General features: G+C 75.0%; 17 protein-coding genes. 13 read left to right on the top strand and 4 right to left on the bottom strand.

All coding sequences use genetic code 11. The features are described from left to right. Positions 1–99: 99 nt before the first annotated feature. On the bottom strand, positions 100–2,211 hold the full coding sequence (locus tag FN207_RS17195) for a cation:proton antiporter (RefSeq protein WP_221888256.1): 2,112 nt from the start codon (positions 2,209–2,211) through the stop codon (positions 100–102). A gap of 253 nt (positions 2,212–2,464) precedes the next feature. Between FN207_RS17195 and FN207_RS17190 the strand changes: the two genes are divergently transcribed. Continuing rightward, a complete protein-coding gene (locus FN207_RS17190) occupies positions 2,465–3,310 on the top strand; it encodes a protein kinase domain-containing protein (RefSeq protein WP_142459700.1) in 846 nt (281 codons plus the stop codon). A gap of 90 nt (positions 3,311–3,400) precedes the next feature. Here the strand turns inward: FN207_RS17190 and FN207_RS17185 are convergent, their stop codons facing one another. Beyond that, entirely contained in the window at positions 3,401–5,239 is a 1,839-nt protein-coding gene (locus FN207_RS17185) for a serine/threonine-protein kinase (RefSeq protein ID WP_142459699.1), read from the bottom strand. A gap of 271 nt (positions 5,240–5,510) precedes the next feature. On the opposite strand from FN207_RS17185, the gene FN207_RS17180 reads away from it, so the two are divergent. The 4 genes from FN207_RS17180 to FN207_RS17165 all read left to right on the top strand — a co-directional run bounded on the left by FN207_RS17180 (position 5,511) and on the right by FN207_RS17165 (position 9,312). Further along, a complete protein-coding gene (locus FN207_RS17180) occupies positions 5,511–6,365 on the top strand; it encodes a hypothetical protein (RefSeq protein WP_142459698.1) in 855 nt (284 codons plus the stop codon). Between the two features lie 84 nt (positions 6,366–6,449). After that, positions 6,450–6,728, top strand: a complete 279-nt coding sequence (locus tag FN207_RS17175; RefSeq protein WP_110909580.1) for an antibiotic biosynthesis monooxygenase family protein — start codon at positions 6,450–6,452, stop codon at positions 6,726–6,728. Positions 6,729–6,818: 90 nt separating this feature from the next. Then, complete coding sequence (locus tag FN207_RS26385) at positions 6,819–7,805, top strand: nuclear transport factor 2 family protein (RefSeq protein WP_185938394.1); 987 nt, start codon at positions 6,819–6,821, stop codon at positions 7,803–7,805. 88 nt (positions 7,806–7,893) lie between these two features. After that, on the top strand, positions 7,894–9,312 hold the full coding sequence (locus FN207_RS17165; RefSeq protein ID WP_142459697.1) for a glycine--tRNA ligase: 1,419 nt from the start codon (positions 7,894–7,896) through the stop codon (positions 9,310–9,312). On the opposite strand, the gene FN207_RS17160 is transcribed toward FN207_RS17165, so the two are convergent. Both FN207_RS17160 and FN207_RS17155 read right to left on the bottom strand, forming a co-directional pair. After that, positions 9,282–10,466, bottom strand: coding sequence for a glycosyltransferase family 9 protein (locus FN207_RS17160; protein WP_142459696.1), 1,185 nt, complete (start codon positions 10,464–10,466; stop codon positions 9,282–9,284). The genes FN207_RS17165 and FN207_RS17160 overlap by 31 nt on opposite strands. A 60-nt stretch (positions 10,467–10,526) precedes the next feature. Beyond that, a complete protein-coding gene (locus FN207_RS17155; RefSeq protein ID WP_142459695.1) occupies positions 10,527–11,630 on the bottom strand; it encodes an NAD(P)-dependent alcohol dehydrogenase in 1,104 nt (367 codons plus the stop codon). A 174-nt stretch (positions 11,631–11,804) separates the two neighbouring features. Here FN207_RS17155 and dusB point away from each other — a divergent pair, with 174 nt between their 5' ends. The 8 genes from dusB to FN207_RS17110 all read left to right on the top strand — a co-directional run bounded on the left by dusB (position 11,805) and on the right by FN207_RS17110 (position 21,199). Beyond that, on the top strand, positions 11,805–12,959 hold the full coding sequence (gene dusB, locus FN207_RS17150) for a tRNA dihydrouridine synthase DusB (RefSeq protein ID WP_142459694.1): 1,155 nt from the start codon (positions 11,805–11,807) through the stop codon (positions 12,957–12,959). Beyond that, on the top strand, positions 12,956–13,396 hold the full coding sequence (locus FN207_RS17145; protein ID WP_142459693.1) for a hypothetical protein: 441 nt from the start codon (positions 12,956–12,958) through the stop codon (positions 13,394–13,396). Before dusB ends, FN207_RS17145 begins: the two co-directional genes overlap by 4 nt. A 93-nt stretch (positions 13,397–13,489) precedes the next feature. Beyond that, entirely contained in the window at positions 13,490–13,879 is a 390-nt protein-coding gene (locus FN207_RS26380) for a hypothetical protein (RefSeq protein WP_185938393.1), read from the top strand. A gap of 195 nt (positions 13,880–14,074) precedes the next feature. Then, on the top strand, positions 14,075–16,786 hold the full coding sequence (ppdK, locus tag FN207_RS17135) for a pyruvate, phosphate dikinase (protein WP_142459692.1): 2,712 nt from the start codon (positions 14,075–14,077) through the stop codon (positions 16,784–16,786). 77 nt (positions 16,787–16,863) lie between these two features. After that, positions 16,864–17,490: a YdcF family protein gene (locus FN207_RS17130; RefSeq protein WP_142459691.1), complete on the top strand. Its 627-nt coding sequence runs from the start codon at positions 16,864–16,866 to the stop codon at positions 17,488–17,490. A gap of 17 nt (positions 17,491–17,507) precedes the next feature. Next, positions 17,508–18,023, top strand: coding sequence for a hypothetical protein (locus tag FN207_RS17125; RefSeq protein ID WP_142459690.1), 516 nt, complete (start codon positions 17,508–17,510; stop codon positions 18,021–18,023). Between the two features lie 93 nt (positions 18,024–18,116). Then, a complete protein-coding gene (dnaG, locus tag FN207_RS17115) occupies positions 18,117–20,621 on the top strand; it encodes a DNA primase (protein WP_185938392.1) in 2,505 nt (834 codons plus the stop codon). Continuing rightward, positions 20,618–21,199: a hypothetical protein gene (locus FN207_RS17110; protein WP_142459689.1), complete on the top strand. Its 582-nt coding sequence runs from the start codon at positions 20,618–20,620 to the stop codon at positions 21,197–21,199. The genes dnaG and FN207_RS17110 overlap by 4 nt, the downstream gene beginning before the upstream one ends. The last annotated feature ends 1 nt before the right edge of the window (position 21,200 follow it).

The raw sequence follows: 21,200 nt of genomic DNA, 5'->3' as shown, positions 1-21,200 counted from the left end.
GCACCGGCGGCAGCCTCGCGCGCGGACCAGGGCCCGGGAACGACGGAGCCCGCGTCCCCTCGAACGGGACGCGGGCTCCAGGCCTGCAGGGAGGAGAGGTCAGCTCACCCCGGGACGGGCCGCGATGCCGGCGAGGGTCTCGTCCATGTCGCGGTCGGTGTCGGCCGTGCCGGCGTGCACCAGCAGGATCGGCGTCAGGTCGTCGGCGCCCGGGACGGTGCCCACGCCGGCCGGGGCGACCAGCAGGGCCGGCAGGGACTCCGCCTCCGCGGCGATCTGCACCCCCGCCTTGCGCAGCGAGTCGGCGACGCCGCGCTTGACGCCCCGCCGCCCCTCGGCGGCCCGCAGCTGCAGCGGCACCCGCCGGCCCACGGCGGCGTGCGCGGCCAGCCGCAGCGCCGCCCGCCCGTCGGCGTCGCCGTCCTGCACCACGGCCACCGGGCCGCCGGGCTGCAGGCCGGCCTCGCCGAGCTCGCCGGAGACGGTCACGACCGACCCGTGCAGCGACGGCGGCCACGGGGTGCCGGAGCCGTCAGCGGCCAGCGCGCCCTCGACGATGCCCCAGCCGCTCCGGACCAGGACGACGTCGGCCTGGCTGCTGCCGGCTAGGTCCGCGACCTCGGCCCACGGGTCGTCGCTGAAGCGGGAGGCGACCGAGGCCTTGAGCCCCCGCGCCTCGACCTGCCGGGCCAGCGTCCGCAGCTCGTCGGCCACGGTGGCCATCAGCTCCAGGTCCGCGCCCAGGCCGCTGGCCCACTCGGGCTTGGGCCGCGAGCGGTGGACGACCCGCGTGACGACGACCTGGGCGGGCGTCTCGCGGCCCACGAGGTCGCAGGCCAGGTCGACCAGGGCGGCGTCGCGGTCGAGGTCGTCCACCACGACGACGACGGTGTAGGCGTCGGTGAGGCCCAGCTCCGCGCGCTCGGCCGCCGCGATGTCGCGCTGCAGGATGCGCTTGGGGTAGATGACGTTGAGCAGCGGCGTCGCCATGCCGGTCGTGACCAGCGCCATGATCACCATGAGCGTGAACATCTCGCCGTCGAGCACGCCCTGCTGGACGCCGATGTTGAGGATGACCAGCTCGGTGAGGCCGCGGGTGTTCATCAGCGTGGCGAGGGCGGTGGACTGCCGCTTGGGCACCCGCATCGCCCGGGCGGCGGCGTAGGCGCCGATGAACTTGCCGGAGATGGCCACCAGCAGGATCAGGCCGAGCTCACCGAGGCCGGCGAGGTCGATCGCGCCGACGTCGACGTTGAGCCCGGTGATGACGAAGAAGACCGGCAGCAGCAGGAGCACGCTGACCTGCTCGAGCCGGTCGACGATCTCGTGGTTGAGCCGGGCGGCGCCCTTGCGCGGCATCACGACGCCGAAGAGGAAGGCGCCGAAGATGAAGTGGATGCCGATCTCCTCGGCCACCCAGGCGCTGATCAGGATGCCGATGAGGACGCCGGCGAGCATCTCCGGGGTGAGCTGCCCCAGCCGCTCGTAGCGGGTCACGAGCACGCGCAGCAGCGGCTTGACGACCAGGAACATCACCAGGGCGAAGGCCACCGACAGGCTCAGGATCAGCACGACGCCGCTGAACGAGGAGGCGGCCACGATCGCGACGACGACGGCGAGCAGGCACCAGGCGAGGACGTCGTCGACGGCGGCGCAGGCCAGGGCGAGCACACCGGTGGGGATCCGGTGCATCTGCCGCTCTGCCAGGATGCGCGCCAGGACCGGGAACGCGGTGATGGACATCGCCACGCCGAGGAACAGCGCGAACCCGAGGAAGGGGATCGTCGAGGTGCTGCCGTCGGCCTCGGTGAAGACGTCGTGCTGCGTGTGCAGGTAGGTCGCCAGCAGGACGCCGAGCGAGAACGGCAGCAGGATCGAGGCCAACGAGACCGAGACGGCGACCTTCTCCCGCCCGCGCATGAAGGACATGTCGACCTCGAGGCCCACCAGGAACATGAACAGGACCAGGCCGAGCTGCGCCAGCACGTTGAGGAACGGCCGGATGTCGGTGGGGAACAGCAGCAGGTCGAGGTCTCCCGGCAGCGCGCCGAGCAGCGTCGGGCCGAGCAGGATGCCGGCGACGATCTCGCCGACGACGGCGGGCTGGCCGACCTTGACGGCCAGCCGGCCCATCAACCTCGCGATGATCATGATCACCGCGAGATCGACGAACACGTAGGCGATGATCTCTGCGACGGGACGCGCTTCCACTGGGTCTCCGGGCGTTGCTGTCCGCGCCAGGTGGGAGCGCGCGGGAGGTGGGTGGGACGGGCGGGACCCGGGCACCCGGGGAACGCCGGGCGCGGATGCTAGCTGCGGTCCGCCGACCTCGGGGGTCCTCCGAGCGCGGGACTTGGCAGGCGCGAACGGCTTCCCGGACGGCAGGGCTCCCGGCACACTGTGCCGCTGCCGCACCGGCGGCGTCCCCGGCACGGCCGGGGGAGAACAGCTCAGGAGGACATGCATGGATGCCGTCGGCCTGGTGGGCGCGGCGCCTGCCACCATCGCGGACTACCAGGTGGTCCGTGTGCTCGGCGAGGGCAACAACGGCCGCTTCTACCTCGCCCGCCCGCCGGCGCGGCTGGGCCTGCCCGACGAGTACGTCGCGGTCAAGGTCTTCACCGGCACGCACAGCGAGCAGGCCTACGAGCGGGGCGTGCGCGAGCTGCGCGCGTTCGCGCAGGTGGCCTCGCCGTACCTGGTGAGGGTCTACGACGCCGTGCTGCAGGACAGCTTCCTGTACGCGATGGAGTACTGCCCGCTCGGTTCGCTGGCCGCCCCGGCGCGGCCGCTCAACCGCGGCGAGGTGCTGCGCGCGGTGGCCCACGCCGCGCACGCCGCGCACGCGCTGCACGAGGCCGGGCTGACCCACGGTGACATCAAGCCGGCCAACATCCTGCTCACCGAGGACGGCGGCAAGCTCTCCGACCTCGGGCTGGCCCGCTACCTGGCCCCGGGCGTGACGCTCACCGGCATGGCCAGCGCGGCGTCGGTCGAGTACCTCGACCCGGCCCTGCTGCGCGGCGAGCGGCCGTCCCGCGCCACCGAGGTCTTCGCGCTGGGCGCCACCCTCAACCGGGCGCTCACCGGTACCGGCCTCTACGGCGAGCTGCCCGACGGCGAGCCGCTGCTGGCCATCCGCCGGGTGATGAGCGCCGAGCCGGCGATCGCCCCGGGTCTGACCGACGAGGAGGCCGCGCTGGTCTCCGAGTGCCTCGCGCCGATCGGCCAGCGCCCGGTCACCGCCCTGCAGGTCGCCGAGCGGCTCGACCGGCTGGCCGACGCCGCGCTGGGCGCCGCCCGCGCCTGACCCGACGGCGCCCGTACGACGAGGGCCCCGTCCCCACCGGCCGGTGGGGACGGGGCCCTCGTCGTGTCGGGGGACCGCGGTGCCGGGACCTCAGCGCTCCACGAAGTCGCTGCGCGCGCTGTCGGTCCACCACTCGTAGAGGGTCGCCAGGCCCTCCTGGCCGCCGTTCTGGATGGCGACGATGCCCTCGGCGGCGAACTCGTCCTGCGTCCAGTAGAGGAAGGAGTTGTTGTCCTCGTCGACGAAGCAGCCGAGCCGGCCGGCGGTCACGCCGTTGATCCGGTACTCGTCGTACCCCTGCCCGGTGGTGCAGTCCGGCTGGCCGGAGAAGGGGCTGACCCCCTCGCGCTCCATGTCGGCGAGGAAGACCTCGCTGACGGCCCCGGCGTCCTCGTAGAGGTAGAACGACGACGCCTGCGGACCCGGCTGCGTGGCGGCAGCGCCGCAGTCCACGGTCGCGAGGTCGCCGTCGCCGGCCGGGTCCCCGGTCGTGCAGGTGCCGGGGTCGAAGTCGCCGGGGACGATGCCGAGCAGCGTCTGCTCCGGGTTGGCGGGGGTGTCGGTGCCCCCCGAGGAGCCGCCGGAGCTGCCGCCGCTCGAGCCGCCCGTGGAGACGTCGGTGTCGTCGGCGCGGACGTCCTCGCTGCCGCTGAAGCCGCCGGCCAGGGCGATGACCACGACCACGACCGCGATGAGCGCCACGGCGGTGCCGACGATGACGAACGGCAGCTTGCTCGAGCCGCCGCCCTGGCCGCTGGCCGAGGACCCGCCGGGCGGCGGCGGGAACGCCGGACCGGTCGGCGGCCGGTAGCCGGTGGGCGGCCCGGGGTCGGACGGCGGGCCGTAGGTGGGCGGGCCGGGGTTGGACGGCGGGCCGTAGCCGGTGGGCGGCCCCGGGTTGGACGGCGGCCCGTAGCCGCCGGTCGGGTAGCCGGGGTTCGACGGCGAACCGTAGAGCGCGGCCGGGGCGCCCGCGTACGACGGCGCGCCGTAGGTGCCGGCCGGGCCGGGATTGGAGAAGCCCACGGTCTGCGGGCGCGGCGGCAGCGGGGTGACCGAGGTCGGCGGCGCGGCCTCCGTGCGGACCGCGACCCCGGCCGAGGTCAGCGCCGCCCGCGCGGCCGCGGCGAGCTCGCCGCAGGTCGCGTAGCGCTCCTCGGGCTCCTTCGCCAGGCCCTTGGCGACGACGTCGTCCAGCGCGCGCGGCAGCCCCGGCCGCAGCGCCGACGGCGCCTGCGGGGTGTTGTTGAGGTGCGCGTACATCAGCGTGGCCAGGCCGTCGCCGGTGAACGGACGGCGGCCGGTGAGGCACTCGAAGAGCACGCAGGCCAGCGCGTAGACGTCGACCCGCTTGTCGATCGACTTCTCGAGGAACCGCTCGGGGGCCATGTAGTCGAAGGACCCGAGCGCGGCGCCGGTCTGGGTCAGCGCCGGGCCCTGGGCGTCCGAGGTCGACCGGGCGATGCCGAAGTCCACGAGGTAGACGAACTCGTCGTCGCCGGTGCCGGTCAGCAGCACGTTCGAGGGCTTCACGTCGCGGTGCACGAGGCCGTCGGCGTGCGCGGCGTCGAGCGCGCGGGCGGTCTGGCTGACGACCGACACCGCGCGCTGGGGGCTCATCGGCCCCTCCTCGGCGAGGACCGCGGCGATGTCGCGACCGGGCACCAGGCGCATGTCGAGGAAGAGCCGGCCGTCGATCTCGCCGTAGCGGTGGATCGGGACGATGTGCGGCTCGTTGAGCCGGGCCGCCAGGTGCGCCTCCCGCCGGAAGCGCTCGCGGTACCCCTTGTCCGCGGCCAGGTGCTCGGACAGCACCTTGAGCGCGACCGTGCGGTCGTGCTCGGTGTCGAAGGCGCGGTACACCTCACCCATCCCGCCGCGGCCGAGCAGGGCCTCGATGCGGTAGGGGCCGAACTGTTGCAACTCCACCGGTGGTTCCTCCGTGTGCCGCAGCGCGGGCGCTCGTCGGAGCCGGCGCCGGGTGCGGGTCGTCGGCGGAGTGTAGGGACGGGTGTGCGTCCCGACCAGCGTCCCGGCCGCGGCTCGTCCGCGGGCGCGGCACCGGGTGCCGGGCCGTGACCGACCTGTGACCGGTCCGCGGAACTGCCGCGCACGAACCGGTAGGCGAGACGGCGGGTGCTCCCTATCTTGCTCTCGCTCGCGGGCCCCCAGCGCCCGTCCACACGAACGGAAGAAGCAGATGAGTCAGCCCCCCGGCCAGTACGGCGCGCCCGGTCAGTACGCGCAGCCCGGTCAGTACGGTGCGCCCGGCCAGTACGGAGCCCCCGGCGGCTACGGCGCGCCCGGCTTCGGCCCGGGCGGTGGCCCCGGCTTCGGTCCCGGCGGCTACGGCCAGCCGCCCCGGAAGAAGAGCGTCCTGCCGTGGGTCATCACCGCGATCGTCGTGGTGGCGGCCGGCGTCGGCGTGCTGCTGTTCTTCCTCCTGCGCGGGGACGACGACCCGACCCCCGCGGCGCAGCAGACCTCCACCTCCACGTCCACCTCGGCGGACAGCTCCGACACCGGGTCGGACACCGGTTCGGACACGGGGTCCGGCTCCGGCATGGGGATGGACATGGGTGGCCCGGTCTCGGTCCCCGGCGGCGCGGGCACGCCCGGCACCGGCGGCGGGAGCACCGGCGGCGGCAGCACCGGCGGTGGCAGCACCGGCGGCGGGACGCCGATGGGCGACGACACCGGCGGTGCCGACACCGGCCAGATCCCCGGCTCCTCCGACCTCGCGCTCGCGTGGGTCCAGGCGGTGTACGACTTCGACTTCGCGACCGCCTACGGCCTGTCCTGCGCCGAGCTGCAGTCCGCGGCGCAGCAGGGTTCGGCCAACACGGAGTACGGCCCCGAGGAGTACCTGACGCTGTACTTCTACAGCCAGATCCTGGGCGGCCAGACGATCGCCGAGGGCGGCCTGGTCAGCGTCGAGTACGACGCGGCGAACTCCGTCGACGTCGCCACCTTCGAGCTGACCCTCGAGGACGGCACCACCCAGAGCGTGGAGGTGTGGGTCGGCCAGGACCTGACGGTCTGCAACTTCGGCTGACGCACCCCCTCCGACGGCCGGTCCCCGCACCCGCGGGGGCCGGCCGTCGGCGTCTCCGCCCCGTGACTGCGGCACGATGGGCCGGTGTTCGCGGTGACCCGGTTGCGCGTGCCCGAGAGCGAGGCGGCCGAGGTCGCGACCGCCGTCGACGGACTGCTGGCGGCGCTGGCCGCCCGGCCCGGCTGCCTCGGCGGGGAGTCCGGGCGCTGCGCCGACGACCCGACGCTGTGGGCGCTGGTCACCCGCTGGGACGGCGTCGGCGCCTACCGCCGCGCGCTGTCGGCCGCGGAGGTGAAGGTGGCGGGCGCGCCGGTGTGGGTGCACGCCCTCGACGAGCCCGGCGCCTACCTCCCGGTGGGCTGACCCGGCGCGTGCCCGGCGATCGCCCGGCCACGGCGCCGCCGGATGCGTAGCCTTCGCGGGACAGCACCACGCCGGATCGGGAGAGGCGCGATGAGCCAGCCGCCGCACGACGACGGGACGCCGCCCCCCGACCGCACCCGCGAGGTGCGCCTGCCCCCGGTGCCGCCGCGCCCGCTGCCCGATCCGCCCACCGACCGGCTGCCCGGCGCGTCCGAGCAACGGGACCCGACGCTGCGCCTGGGCGGCCCGGTGCAGCAGCCCGGCGGGCCGGCACCGCAGCAGCCTCCCTACGGCCAGCCCCCCTACGGGCAGCCGGGCCAGGGCCAGCCGCCGTACGGCCAGCCGGGACAGCCTCCCCACCAGCAGCCGCCCTATGGGCAGCCCCAGTACGGCCAGCCTCCCTACGGGCAGCCCCCGTACGGCCAGGCCCCGTACGGGCAACCCGGGTATGCGCAGCCGGGCTACGGCCAGCCCCCCTACGGCGGGCCGGGGGCTCCGCGCAAGAGTCGCGGCCCCCTCGTCGCGCTGCTGGTGACCCTCGCCGTCCTGCTCGTCGGCGGCGGCGTGCTCGCCGCTGTGCTGCTCACCCGCGGCGACGACGGCGGCACGACCACGGCCACGCCCACGTCGGCGGGCACGTCGTCCTCGGCGCCGTCGTCCTCCTCGTCGTCGTCCTCGCCCTCCGGTGAGGGCGGGTTCGGCGGCGGGGCGTCGACGCCGACCGGCGGCACCGGCGGGGGCGGCACCGGCGGGGCGGGGGAGCCCGTCATCCCGGGCAGCCCGGAGTTCGCCGCCTCGTGGGTGCAGTCGCTGGTCGACCGGGACGGCGACACCGCCTACGCCGACCTGTGCGCCGACGGGCAGAGCCAGTTCCCCGACGGGCAGGCGCTGCTGGCCGACTTCGACACCTTCCTCGGCGGTCAGATCACCGAGGGGTCGGCCACCGACGCGACCGCCGCCGGCGACGTCGACGAGGTCACCTTCGAGGTCACCCTCGACAGCGGCGAGCAGGCGACGTTCGTGGTCACCGTGGTCGACGAGGGCGGTCCGGCCGTGTGCGGCTACACCTCCCCCTGAGGGAGCACGGCGGGCGGGGCCGCCCGGGCGGGGCGTCTACCGTGGGCGGGTCAACCGCCGACCGCCAGCCGGATGGAGCACCCAGCCCGTGAGCGCCAGCACCACCAGCACGTCGACAGCGCCGCACGACCCTGCCCGCCTCGAGAAGGTGGTCAACCTCTGCAAGCGCCGGGGTTTCGTCTTCCCGTCGGGTGAGATCTACGGCGGCACCCGCTCCGCCTGGGACTACGGGCCCCTGGGCGTCGAGCTCAAGGAGAACATCAAGAAGCAGTGGTGGCGCACCGTCGTCCAGAGCCGCGACGACATCGTCGGCCTGGACTCCTCGGTGATCCTGCCGCGCCAGACCTGGGTGGCCTCCGGTCACGTCGGCGTCTTCACCGACCCGCTGACCGAGTGCCAGAACTGCCACAAGCGCTTCCGGGCCGACCACCTCGAGGAGGCCTTCGAGGCGAAGAAGGGCCGGCTCCCGGAGAACGGCCTGGCCGAGATCACCTGCCCGAACTGCGGCGTGACCGGCCAGTGGACCGAGCCGCGCGACTTCAACATGATGCTCAAGACCTACCTCGGCCCGGTCGAGGACGAGTCGGGGCTGCACTACCTGCGCCCGGAGACCGCGCAGGGCATCTTCGTCAACTTCGCCAACGTCATGGGCGCCGCGCGCAAGAAGCCGCCGTTCGGCATCGGGCAGATCGGCAAGTCCTTCCGCAACGAGATCACGCCGGGCAACTTCATCTTCCGCACCCGCGAGTTCGAGCAGATGGAGATGGAGTTCTTCGTCGAGCCGGGCAGCGACGAGGAGTGGCACCAGTACTGGATCGACGAGCGGACCCGCTGGTACACCGACCTCGGGATCTCGCCGGACAACCTGCGGCACTTCGAGCACCCGGAGGAGAAGCTGTCGCACTACTCGAAGCGCACCGTCGACATCGAGTACCGCTTCGGCTTCCAGGGCTCGGAGTGGGGTGAGCTCGAGGGCATCGCCAACCGCACCGACTTCGACCTGTCCACGCACAGCCAGCACTCCGGCGTCGACCTGTCCTACTTCGACCAGGCCAGCAACACGCGCTGGACGCCGTACGTCATCGAGCCGGCGGCCGGGCTGACCCGCTCGCTGATGGCCTTCCTCGTGGAGGCCTACACCGAGGACGAGGCGCCCAACGCCAAGGGCGGCGTCGACGTCCGGACGGTGCTGCGGCTGGACCCGCGGCTGGCGCCGGTCAAGGCCGCCGTCCTGCCGCTGTCGCGCAACGCCGACCTCTCGCCCAAGGCGCGCGACCTCGCTGCCCGGCTGCGCCGGAACTGGAACGTCGACTTCGACGACGCCGGCGCGATCGGCCGCCGCTACCGTCGGCAGGACGAGATCGGCACGCCGTTCTGCCTCACCGTCGACTTCGACACCCTCACCGACGACGCGGTGACCGTGCGGGAGCGGGACTCGATGAGCCAGGAGCGGATCGGCCTGGACGCCGTCGCGTCCTACCTGGCGGCGCGGCTCCCCGGCTGCTGACCGGGCAGTTCCGCGGAGGTGCCCCGGGCACCTCCGCGGAACTGCACCGCGGCGTGCACCGCGGGGCCGGCGTGCGCCAGCAGGTCGAGCGCGGCGTCCCGCACGGTCGCCAGGGAGACGCCGGCGACCAGGGACGCGTGGTGCCCGCAGCGCGCGCGGGCCTGGTCGACGCCGCACGCCGGGCACGCCGTCCGGGTCGAGACGGCCACGCGGTGCTGCCGGCGGGTGAGCGGGCCGGCGTTGAGCAGGTTGCGCTCGAGGAAGACGCCGACGGTCGCCGTCCCGACCGCCTCGGCGAGGTGCCGCGGGCCGGAGTCGTCGGCGACGACGAGCCGGCAGCGGGCCAGCACGCCGGCCAGCGCGGACAGCGACAGCCGGCCGACCAGCTCGACCAGCGGCGCCGTCGTCGCCGCGCGGATGGCGTCGGCCGCCCGCCGGTCGTCCTCGCCCGTGCCGACCAGCGCCACCCGTGCGCCCTCGCCGGCCAGGGTCTCCGCGAGCGCGGCGAAGCACTCGGCCGGCCACCGGCGCCGCGGGTCCTGGGCGCCGGGGTGCAGCGCGACCAGCGGCTCGGGCCCGGGCGGCAGGACGCCGTCGGCGGCCGAGGCGTCCTCGGGGGTGACCGCCAGGCGCGGCTCGAGCGTCACCGGCACCGCACCGAGCAGGCCGGCGACCTCCAGGCAGCGCAGCAGCTCGTGCTGGTCGGAGCAGTAGGGCAGCCAGCGGTCCAGCGGCGGGGCGCCGGCGTCGCGGGCGCCGGCGGTCACCCGCGCGCCGAGGGCGGCCACGAGCGGGTTGGAGTTGCCGCCCCCGCCGTGCAGCTGCAGCGCGAGGTCGTAGCCCTCGGCGCGCTGCCCGGCGAGGAACGCGCGCGCCTCGTTGCCGTCGCGGGAGGCACCCGGGGCGTCCCGCACGCCGGGCCACGGCGGGACGACGACCACGCGGTCCCACGGCCCCGGGCGGCCGTCGAGCAGCGCGGCGTGCAGCGGCGCGCCCAGCAGCGTGATCTCGGCGTCGGGGTAGGCCGCCCGCAGCGCGGCCAGCGCGGGGAGCGTGAGCACCAGGTCGCCGAGGAAGTTGGCCCGCAGCACGGCGATCCGCTCGACGCCGGGGACGAGCGCGCCCGCGGGCGACAGCGGGGCGGACCTCGGCACGCGTGCTCCTGGGCTCGGGGGCGGGAGCACCCCCTGCCCGGACCGGACGTTCTCTGAACCTCACCCGGCCATGCGGACGACCGGCTTGACCACCGCTCCGCTGTAGGAGGCCTCGACGGCGTCCTCGATGCGCTCGAGCGGGAAGAACTGGACGAGCCGGTCGAACGGGAAGCGGCCCTGCAGGTGCAGGTCCATCAGCGCGGCGATCAGCGCCTGGCCGTGGCCGCTGCCGCCGAGGGTCCCCCGGATCGTCTTGCCCCACAGCGTCGTGAGGTGGTCGACGGTGAACTCCGCGCCGGCCGGGGCGCCGCCGATGAGGACGGCGGTGCCGAGCATGCCGACCGAGTCGACCGCCTGCCGGATCACCGGGAGGACGCCGGTGCACTCCAGCGCCGCGTCGGCCGGGCCGCCGCAGATGTCGGTGACCGCCTGCACCGGGTCGGTGTCGGTGGCGTCGACCGTGTGCGTGGCCCCCAGATCGCTCGCCAGGCGCAGCCGGGAGGCGTGCCGGTCGACGGCGATGATCGTCGTGGCGGCCGAGTTGCGGGCGGCCATGACCGCGGCCAGCCCGACGGTCCCGGTGCCGTAGACGATGATCGAGGTGCCCGGCTCGGGCCGGACGGTGTTGAAGACCGCGCCCGCGCCGGTGGCCAGCCCGCAGGCCAGCGGGCCCAGGAGCTCGACCGGGAGGCCCGCGGGGACGGGGACCAGCGAGGACGCGGTGGTCATCGCGTGCGTCGCGAACGACGACTGGCCGAAGAAGTGGCTGGCGAGCGGGCCGCCGTCCGTGGTGCGCAGCGCGGAGCCGCCGTCGAGCCGGTGCCCGCCGCCGACGAGCTCGCCCATCCGCAGGCAGTACCGCGGCTGCCCGGCGACGCAGTTGCGGCACGCGCCGCAGGAGGGCCAGCCGAGCACGACGGCCTGTCCCACCTGCACGCCGGTCACCCCGTCGCCGACCGCGACGACGGTGCCGGCGCCCTCGTGGCCGAGCACGCCGGGCAGCGGGAAGGGCAGGTCGCCGTCGCGGGCGATGCCGTCGGTGTGGCAGAAGCCGGTGCCGGCCACCTCGACGAGCACGTCCCCGGGTCCGGGCTCGTCGATCTCGACCTCCCGGACGACGAAGGGGCCGTGCAGCTCCTCGACGACGGCTGCGGTGATCCTCATGGGTCCTCCTGCCCGCGCTCGGGACGGCCGCGGTCGGTGCCGCCGGCAGCGCGGGCCCGGCGGCGGGCGGGGTGCACAGCGGGAGTGCCCAGCACTGCGGCCCGCACGCGCCGGGACGGCGGCGTCCCCGCGGGTGACCCCGGCCACCGAGGGCGGCCACCTACCCTGGACGGCGTGACGAGCACCCTGGCGCCGGCGGTCGCCCCGCTGCGGCTCGGGCCGCTCACCGTGGACCCGGCGGTGGTGCTCGCGCCGATGGCCGGGATCACCAACCCCGCGTTCCGCACGCTGTGCCGCGAGTTCGGCGCCGGCCTCTACGTGTGCGAGATGATCACCACGCGGGCGCTGGTCGAGCGCAACGAGAAGACGCTGCGGATGATCCGGGCGACGCCGGAGGAGGCCGCGGCCGGCTTCTCCGTGCAGCTCTACGGCGTCGACCCGGCCACGGTCGGGCGTGCGGTGGAGATGCTCGTCGACGAGGAGGTCGCCGGCACCCGCCCGGCGCACGTCGACCTCAACTTCGGCTGCCCGGTGCCCAAGGTGACGCGCAAGGGCGGCGGGTCGGCGCTGCCGTGGCGGCGGGTGCTGTTCCGCGACATCGTGCGCGCGGCCGTCCGCGCCGCCGGCGACGTGCCGGTGACCGTGAAGACCCGCATCGGCATCGACGCCGACCACGTCACCTACCTCGACGCCGGCCGGATCGCCCAGGACGAGGGCGCCGCCGCGATCACCCTGCACGGCCGCACCGCCGACCAGCTCTACAGCGGCACCGCCGACTGGGCGCCGATCGCCCGGCTGGTCGAGGCCGTCGACATCCCGGTGCTCGGCAACGGCGACGTCTGGGAGTCCGACGACGCGCTGCGCCTGATGAGCGAGACCGGGTGCGCCGGCGTCGTCATCGGGCGCGGCTGCCTGGGCCGGCCCTGGCTGTTCGGCGACCTCGCCGCCGCCTTCGCGGGGGAGTCGCGCCGCGCACTGCCGACGCTGCGCGAGGTCGCCGCGGTCATGTACCGGCACGCGCAGCTGCTGTCGGCCGAGCAGGGCGAGCTGCACGGCTGCACCGACTTCCGCAAGCACGTCGCCTGGTACCTCAAGGGCTTCTCGGTGGGCTCCGACGTCCGCCGCGCCCTGGCGATGGTGAGCTCGCTCGACGAGCTGGCCGGCCTGCTCGAGCGCATCCCCGATCAGCCCTACCCGACGGCGGTCCTCGGCGGCCCGCGCGGTCGGACGAGCAGCCCCCGGCCGGTGGCGCTGCCCGAGGGCTGGCTCGACGACCGCGACGACCCCCGCCCGCCGGCCGGCGCGGAGCTGGAGACGAGCGGCGGATGAGCGGCCCCCACCTGTACGACGAGGGGCCGGAGCCGCTGCACACCGGCACCCCGAAGAACGGCAACCGCCTGATCCTGGGGGTCTTCGGGGGCACCGCGGTCCTCGCCGTCGCCATGGTGTTCGCCCTGCCCCTGGTCAAGGGCGGCGGTGACGAGCAGGCCCGCGAGGTGACCGGCGTCTTCCTCGCCGCCCTCGCGGCCGGCGACACCGAGACCGCCGGCGACCTGCTGTGCCAGGCCGAGCGCGATGCCGGCGACGTCGCCGACGTCCTGCCCGCCTACGAGCACCCCGGCACCGGCGAGGTCGTCGGCGTCGAGGAGGGACGGCTGGCCGACCAGGAGTCCCGGGAGGTCCGGGTCCGCTGGGACGACGGCGCGGAGGCCACGTTGACCGTGGTCCTCGAGGACGGCCCGAGGATCTGCGGCACCTCCGACTGACCGCGAGCGGATCCCTTCTCACCCCGGCGGCGGGCTGTCACCATGTGCGCCGCCCGGCTGGAGGTCCACCGGGCCTGCTCGAGAGGAACCGCGTTGTCGCAGCCGCCCCACCCGCCCGTCGCCCCTGCGGGGCCCTATGCGCAGCCCGGGCCGTACGCCCAGCCCGGGCCGTACGCCCCGGCCGCGCCGTACGCCGCCGCGGGGATCGCGCCCGCCGGTGCGCCCGTCGCCGCCCCGGCGCCCCAGCCGGCCGCCGCCACGCAGGTCGCCTTCCCCGGCCAGGTGCAGCTGCCGCCGCAGCCGCAGTTCGCGCCCACGCCGCAGCAGGCCGCCCAGGTGCAGCGCGGGTCGCTGGCCAGCGGGTTCCCGCGCTACGTCCCGCCGCCGCCCTCGCCGGTGAACCGCACCGGTCTCTACGTCGGCATCCTCGTCTGCGTGCTGACGCTGCTGTTCGCCGTCGTCGGGTTCGTCCTCGTCGCCTGACGGCCCCCGGCGGCCACGAGCCGTTCCCACGGGCGGGCCCGGTCGGCAGCGACCGGGCCCGTCCCGTGAGGCCGCTCACCCTCCGACCCTCCAGCGGGCGACGCTCTGGCGTGTCCCCGCCCGGTGGGCGACGATCGCGTCCTGGCGCCGAGCGGACGTACTAGACGTCTACCCGGCCGGACGCGGAGGTACGCGGTGGGCAGCGGTACGGGCACGACCACCTGGGTCTACGACTTCAGCCAGGGCAACAGGGACCAGAAGGACCTGCTCGGCGGCAAGGGCGCCAACCTCGCCGAGATGACCAACCTCGGGCTGCCCGTGCCGCCCGGGTTCACCATCACCACCGACGCCTGCCGCTTCTACCTGGAGCACGGCAGCACCCCGCCCGACCTCGCCGACCAGGTGACCGAGCACCTGACGGCGCTGGAGAAGGCGATGGGCAAGACCCTCGGCGACCCGTCGGACCCGCTGCTGGTCTCCGTCCGCTCCGGCGCGGCCGCCTCGATGCCCGGGATGATGGAGACCGTCCTCAACGTCGGCCTCAACGACGAGTCGGTGCAGGGCCTGGCCGCGCAGTCCGGCAGCGACCGCTTCGCGTGGGACTCCTACCGCCGGCTGATCCAGATGTTCGGCAAGACGGTGCTCGACATCGACGGCGAGGCCTTCGAGGAGGCCCTCGACGACGCCAAGCGCGAGCAGGGCACCGACCTCGACCTCGACCTCGACGCCGACCACCTGCGCGACGTCGTCGGCCGGTTCAAGGAGATCGTCCGCGCGCACACCGGCCGGGACTTCCCGCAGGACCCGCGCGAGCAGATGGACCTGGCGATCAACGCCGTCTTCGACTCCTGGAACAGCCCGCGCGCGATCCTCTACCGCCGCCGCGAGCGCATCCCCCCGGACGCCGGCACCGCGGTCAACGTCTGCTCGATGGTGTTCGGCAACCTCGGCGCGGACTCCGGCACCGGCGTGGCGTTCACCCGCGACCCGGGCAGCGGCGCGCAGGGCCTGTACGGCGACTACCTGCAGAACGCCCAGGGCGAGGACGTCGTCGCCGGCATCCGCAACACCGTGCCGCTGGCCGACCTCGAGCGCATCGACCGCGGCGCCTACGACGAGCTCCTGGCCACGATGGCCCGCCTGGAGTCGCACTACCGCGACCTGTGCGACATCGAGTTCACCGTCGAGCGCGGCAAGCTGTGGATGCTGCAGACCCGCGTGGGCAAGCGCACCGCGGCCGCGGCGTTCGTCATCGCCACCCAGCTGGTCGACGAGGGCCTCATCGACATGGACGAGGCGGTCCGGCGGGTCAGCGGCGACCAGCTCGCGCAGCTGATGTTCCCGCGGTTCGTCTCCGGCGGGGATGCCACCCAGCTGACGCAGGGCATGAACGCCTCGCCCGGCGCCGCGGTCGGGCGGGCGGTGTTCTCCTCCGAGGCCGCCGTCGAGTGGGCGCAGCGCGGGGAGAAGGTGGTGCTCGTCCGGCGCGAGACCAACCCCGACGACCTGTCCGGGATGATCGCCGCCGAGGGCGTGCTCACCAGCCGCGGCGGCAAGACCTCGCACGCCGCCGTCGTCGCCCGCGGGATGGGCAAGACCTGCGTCTGCGGCGCCGAGGAGCTGCAGGTCGACACGAAGGCGAAGCGGTTCACCGCGCCCGACGGCACCGTGGTCTCCGAAGGCGACGTCGTCTCGATCGACGGGTCCACCGGGCGGGTGTGGCTCGGCGAGGTGCCCGTGGAGGACTCCGCCGTCGTCCGCTACTTCGAGGGCGAGATCGACCCGGAGTCCGCCGACGCCGACGACCTGGTCCGCAGCGTGCACCGGATCCTCACCCACGCCGACGCGCAGCGGCGGCTGGACGTGCGCACCAACGCCGACACCCCCGAGGACTCCGCCCGCGCCCGCCGCTTCGGCGCACGCGGCATCGGCCTGTGCCGCACCGAGCACATGTTCCTCGGCGACCGCCGCCAGCTGGTGGAGAAGCTGATCCTCGCCGAGGGCGACGCCGACCGGCAGGCCGCCCTCGACGCGCTCGAGCCGCTGCAGAAGCAGGACTTCCTGGAGATCTTCGAGGCGATGGACGGGCTGCCGGTGACCGTCCGGCTGCTCGACCCGCCGCTGCACGAGTTCCTGCCCGACCTCACCGAGCTGTCGGTCCGGGTGGCCGTGGCCGAGGCGCAGGGCGAGTCCGACGAGGGCACGCTGCGGCTGCTGGCCGCCGTCCGCCGGATGCACGAGTCCAACCCGATGCTCGGCCTGCGCGGCGTGCGCCTGGGCCTGGTCGTGCCGGGGCTGTTCGCCATGCAGGTGCGGGCGATCGCCGAGGCCGCCTGCGAGCGACGCGCGGCCGGCGGCGACCCGCGGCCGGAGATCATGATCCCGCTGGTCGGCGCCGTGCAGGAGCTCGAGGCGATCCGCGAGGAGAGCGAGCGGGTGCTGGCCGACGTCTCGGCCGCGAAGGGGGTCGAGGTGGACGCGCTCATCGGCACGATGATCGAGGTGCCGCGGGCCGCGCTCACCGCCGACCAGATCGCCCAGTCCGCCGAGTTCTTCTCCTTCGGCACCAACGACCTCACCCAGATGACCTGGGGCTTCTCCCGCGACGACGTCGAGGCGGCGTTCTTCCACGCCTACCTGGACAAGGGGATCTTCGGGGTCTCGCCGTTCGAGTCGCTGGACCGCCCGGGCGTGGGCCGGCTGGTGGAGATCGCGGTGGAGCGCGGCCGGTCGGCGCGGCCGGGGCTCAAGCTCGGCGTGTGCGGGGAGCACGGCGGCGACCCCGAGTCGGTGCACTTCTTCCACGAGGTCGGCCTGGACTACGTCTCGTGCTCGCCCTTCCGCGTGCCGGTGGCCCGGCTCGAGGCCGGCCGCGCGGCGCTCGGCGGGGACCCCGCGGGCTCCTGACGGCGGGGCGCGACCGTCGCGCGCCACGCCCGTCACAGCTGCCACGGCAGTCGCGGGCACCGTGTTATCCATGACCGGTGACGCGGGTCGGGGCGCTGGTATCGCGGGTGTTCGGCGCCCTCGTGCTCGCCGCGCTGCTGCTCGTCGCCTCGACCGCGGCCGCCATCTGGTGGACCGCGCGGCAGGACTCCCGGCCCCAGTCCGACGCGATCGTCGTGCTGGGCTCGGCGCAGTACAACGGCGTGCCGTCGTCGATCTTCGAGGCCCGGCTCGAGCACGCCCTGGCGCTGTGGGAGGACGGCGTCGCGCCGGTCGTCGTCACCGTGGGCGGCAAGGCGGCCGGGGACCAGTTCACCGAGGCCGAGGCCGGGCGCGACTACCTGCTCGAGGCCGGGATCCCCGCGGAGTCGCTGCTCCCCGTGCAGGAGGGCGTGGACACGCTGGAGAGCATGCGCGCGGTCGGCGCCGCGTTCGCCGAGCGCGGCTGGTCCGACGCGGTCCTGGTCACCGACCCCTGGCACGCCATGCGCGCCGAGCGGATGGCCGAGGACGCCGGCATCGCGGCGGAGAGCTCGCCCACGCGGCAGGGTCCCGCCGTCCAGACGCGCAACACGCAGTTCCGGTACATCCTGAGGGAGACCGCCGCCTACCTGCTCTACCGCGTGACCGGGGAGAGCGTCGCGGGCGCGCCGGGCATCGGCTGAGTCCACGGGAGGCACGGGTGCTGGAGCTGGGGAAGGCCGGGGAGTCCGGCGCGGGCAAGGGAGAGGTGCCCGTCCTGCGCGGGGGTGAGCTGGTCGCCCGGCTCCGGTCGACGGACTTCTGGAAGGAGGGCTCGGTCGCGGTCGTGGGGGACCGCGAGTGGGTCCTCGAGCGGCGGAAGGGCGGCGCGCTGGCCGGCCGCTGGACGGTGGACCCCGAGGACGCCGCGCGGCTGCGTGCCGAGCAGGTGTCGGTGTGGAAGGGCACCTGGCGGGCCGACCTCGAGGGCACCGTCGTCGACGTCGTCCCCGCCTCGTACTGGAAGGGCACCTACCGGTTCGCGGTGGGGGAGCGCACGGTCGCCGAGAGCGGCTCGACCGGCGGGTGGTCGCCCCGCCCGACGCTCACCGCCGGCGAGGACCTGACCCTCGACGCGCAGGTGTTCCTGCTGTGGCTGGTCCTGGTGCTGCAGCGGCGCACCTACGGCGCAGCGATCGCGGTGTCGATCGGCGCGGCGACCGCCGGGAGCAGCTGAGTCCACACGGTTCCCGCGCCCTCGACCCGGGAGGGGATGATCGGTGCCGGGACGCGCACCGGCGTCCCGGCAGCAGCACGACGGAGGGGGCCCATGGCCGGCCGGGGACGTATCCGAGCCGCGGACATCGCGCTGGTGCGCGAGCGCAGCCGGATCGACGAGGTCGTCGGCGAGCACCTGCAGCTCAAGCGCGCGGGTGGCGGCAGCCTCAAGGGCCTGTGCCCGTTCCACGACGAGAAGTCGCCGTCCTTCCACGTCACCCCCGCGCGCAACCTCTTCCACTGCCTGGCGGGCGAGACGGGGGTCCTCACCGAGGACGGCGTCGTGCCGATCGCGGAGCTCGCGGGGCGGACGGTCCGGGTGCTCGACGGCGCTGGACGCTGGGTCGAGGCGCCCTTCCGGTCCTACGGGGTGCAGCGGCTGATGAGGCTGACGCTCACCCGGGACGGTCGGACGAAGGTCCTCCACGCGACCGACGAGCACCGCTGGTTCGTCCGCTCGGGCCCGCGGCGTCAGGACCGGCGCGAGACCGTCACCCGGGACCTGCTGCCGGGCGACCGGCTGGCGTCGCCGTCCGGTGGAGCCCGGTCCGTCCCGCCGCCCGCGGCGCTCGCGTCATCCGGCGGTCCCGTGTCGACGCGGCGGGCGGTGGCCACGCTGCTCGGCCGCAAGGCTGCCGAGGTGGCGCGCTGGGTGCCGGACTCTCGCGCCGACCTGCGGTCGGGCCCCGCGCGGGACGTGGAGAGGGCCCATCTGCGGACGGCCTGGCAGCACTCCGAGGCCCGGCGCCTGAAGAGGAGCTGGGTCGTCCGGTCGGTCGAGTGGAGCGACCGCGTGGAGGAGGTCTACTGCGCCGAGGTGCCCGGCACGCACGCCTTCACGCTGGAAGACGACATCCTGACCGGCAACTGCTTCGGCTGCGGAGCCGGCGGGGACGTCATCAGCTTCGTCCAGCAGATCGACCACCTGAGCTTCACCGAGGCCGTCGAGCGGCTGGCGGCGCGGGCGAACATCGACCTCAAGTACGAGGACGACGGCGGCCGGCCCACCGGCGCGCCCGACCGCGCGCAGGCCGGGCAGCGGGCGCGGCTGGTCGCGGCCAACACCGCGGCGTTCGAGTTCTACGCGGAGCAGCTGCGCAGCCCCGAGGCCGCGCCGGCGCGGCAGTTCCTCGCCGACCGCGGGTTCGACCGGCAGGTCGCGCTCGACTTCGGCTGCGGGTTCGCCCCGGCCGGCTGGGACGCCCTCACCCGCCACCTGCGCGGCAAGGGGTACAGCCAGCAGGAGCTGGTGACGGCGGGGCTGGCCAAGGAGTCCTCGCGCGGCACGCTCATCGACCGCTTCCACCGCCGGCTGGTGTGGCCCATCCGCGACATCACCGGCGACGTCATCGGCTTCGGCGCCCGCAAGCTCATGGACGACGACCCCGGCCCGAAGTACCTCAACACCCCCGAGACGCCGCTGTACAAGAAGAGCACCGTCCTCTACGGCATCGAGCGAGCCAAGCGCGACATCGCGAAGAAGCACCAGGCCGTCGTCGTCGAGGGCTACACCGACGTCATGGCCTGCCACCTGGCCGGGGTGACGACGGCGGTGGCCTCCTGCGGCACCGCGTTCGGCCCCGAGCACATCAGCGTGCTGCGGCGGCTGCTCATGGACCAGGACGAGTTCCGCGGGGAGGTCGTCTACACCTTCGACGGCGACGCCGCGGGGCAGGCCGCCGCGATGAAGACGTTCAAGGAGGACCAGCGCTTCGTCGCGCAGACCTACGTCGCCGTCGAGCCCGACGGGCGCGACCCCTGCGAGCTGCGCCAGGCCCACGGCGACGCCGCCGTCCGCGACCTGGTCGCCCGGCGCACCCCGCTGATCGAGTTCGTGCTGCGGACGACGCTGGCCGAGTACGACCTCGACACCGTCGAGGGCCGGGTCGCCGCGCTGGACAAGACGGCGCCGCTGCTCGCCCAGGTCAAGGACCACGCCCTGCGCCCGGCCTACGCCCGCCGGCTGGCCGGGCTGATCGGTGACACCGACGAGGGCGAGGTGCTCGAGCGGGTCCGCCGCATCACCGGCGGGGACACCGCGCCGCCCCGGCGCCCCCGCGCGCCGCAGCGGACCCCCGACGACGCCGCGCTCGCCGTCGAGCGGGAGGCGGTGAAGGCGGCGCTGCAGGTGCCCGAGATCGCCGGGCCGTCGTTCGACGCGATCGCGCCGGAGGCCTACACCGACCCCGACTACGCCGCCGTCGCCGCGGCCGTGGCGCAGGCCGGGGGAGCGGCGGCCGCGCAGGTCACCGGGCCGGCGTGGCTGGACGAGGTGGCCGCGCACTGCGACCGCGAGACCGCGCGCGCCCAGCTCACCGCGCTCGCCGTCGAGCCGCTGCGCTCGGTGGGGGAGGCCGACGCGGGCTACGTGTCGGCGGTGCTGGCGCGGCTGCAGGAGATGGCCACCGTCCGGCAGGTCACCGCACTCAAGGGCAGGCTGCAGCGGATGAACCCCGTCGAGCAGGGCGACGAGTACATGCGCGCCTTCTCCCGCCTCATGGCGCTGGAGCAGGAGGCGATCTCGCTGCGGCAGCGGGCGATCGGCGGGCTCACGTGAGCGTCGCCTCGGCGCTGCGCCGCCGGTTCACCCGCGCGCCCGAGCCGGTGCGCGCCGCGGTACAGGCCTCGCCGGACCCCGACGAGCGGGTGCTGGCCTGGGGCGTGCTGGTCCGCGGGCAGGGCTGGCTGGTGGCCACCAGCCGCGGGCTGCGCGTCGTCCCGGGTGACCTGCCGCTCGACCGGGCCGGCGACGTCGGCCTGCTGCCCTGGCACGAGGTGGGGTCGGCGCGGTGGTCGGCCACCAACGACGGCGGCGGCAGCTTCACCGTCAGCGCCCTGACCGAGGTGGAGCCCGGCGTGCAGGCACGCGAGCCCGCCGAGCGGTACGCGCTCAGCGACGCCGGCGACCTGCCCGCCGTGGTGCGCCGCCGGGTCGACCAGACCGTCGTCGCCAGCCGCCGCTCACCGCTGCCCGGTGGCGGCGGGGTGGTGCTGGTGGCCCGTCGGGTACCCGGTCAGGCAGTGCGCGAGTGGACCGTCGTGTTCGACGACGACGCCGACCGCGGCGATCCCGAGGCCCGCGAGGTGGCCCGCCGCAAGCTCGCCGAGGCGGTCGCGGCGGACCAGCCCGACTGAC

Source organism: Geodermatophilus aquaeductus, assembly GCF_900182545.1.
GTDB classification, from domain to species: Bacteria; Actinomycetota; Actinomycetes; order Mycobacteriales; family Geodermatophilaceae; genus Geodermatophilus; species Geodermatophilus aquaeductus.
This window is presented reverse-complemented; position numbering and strand designations above follow the sequence as displayed.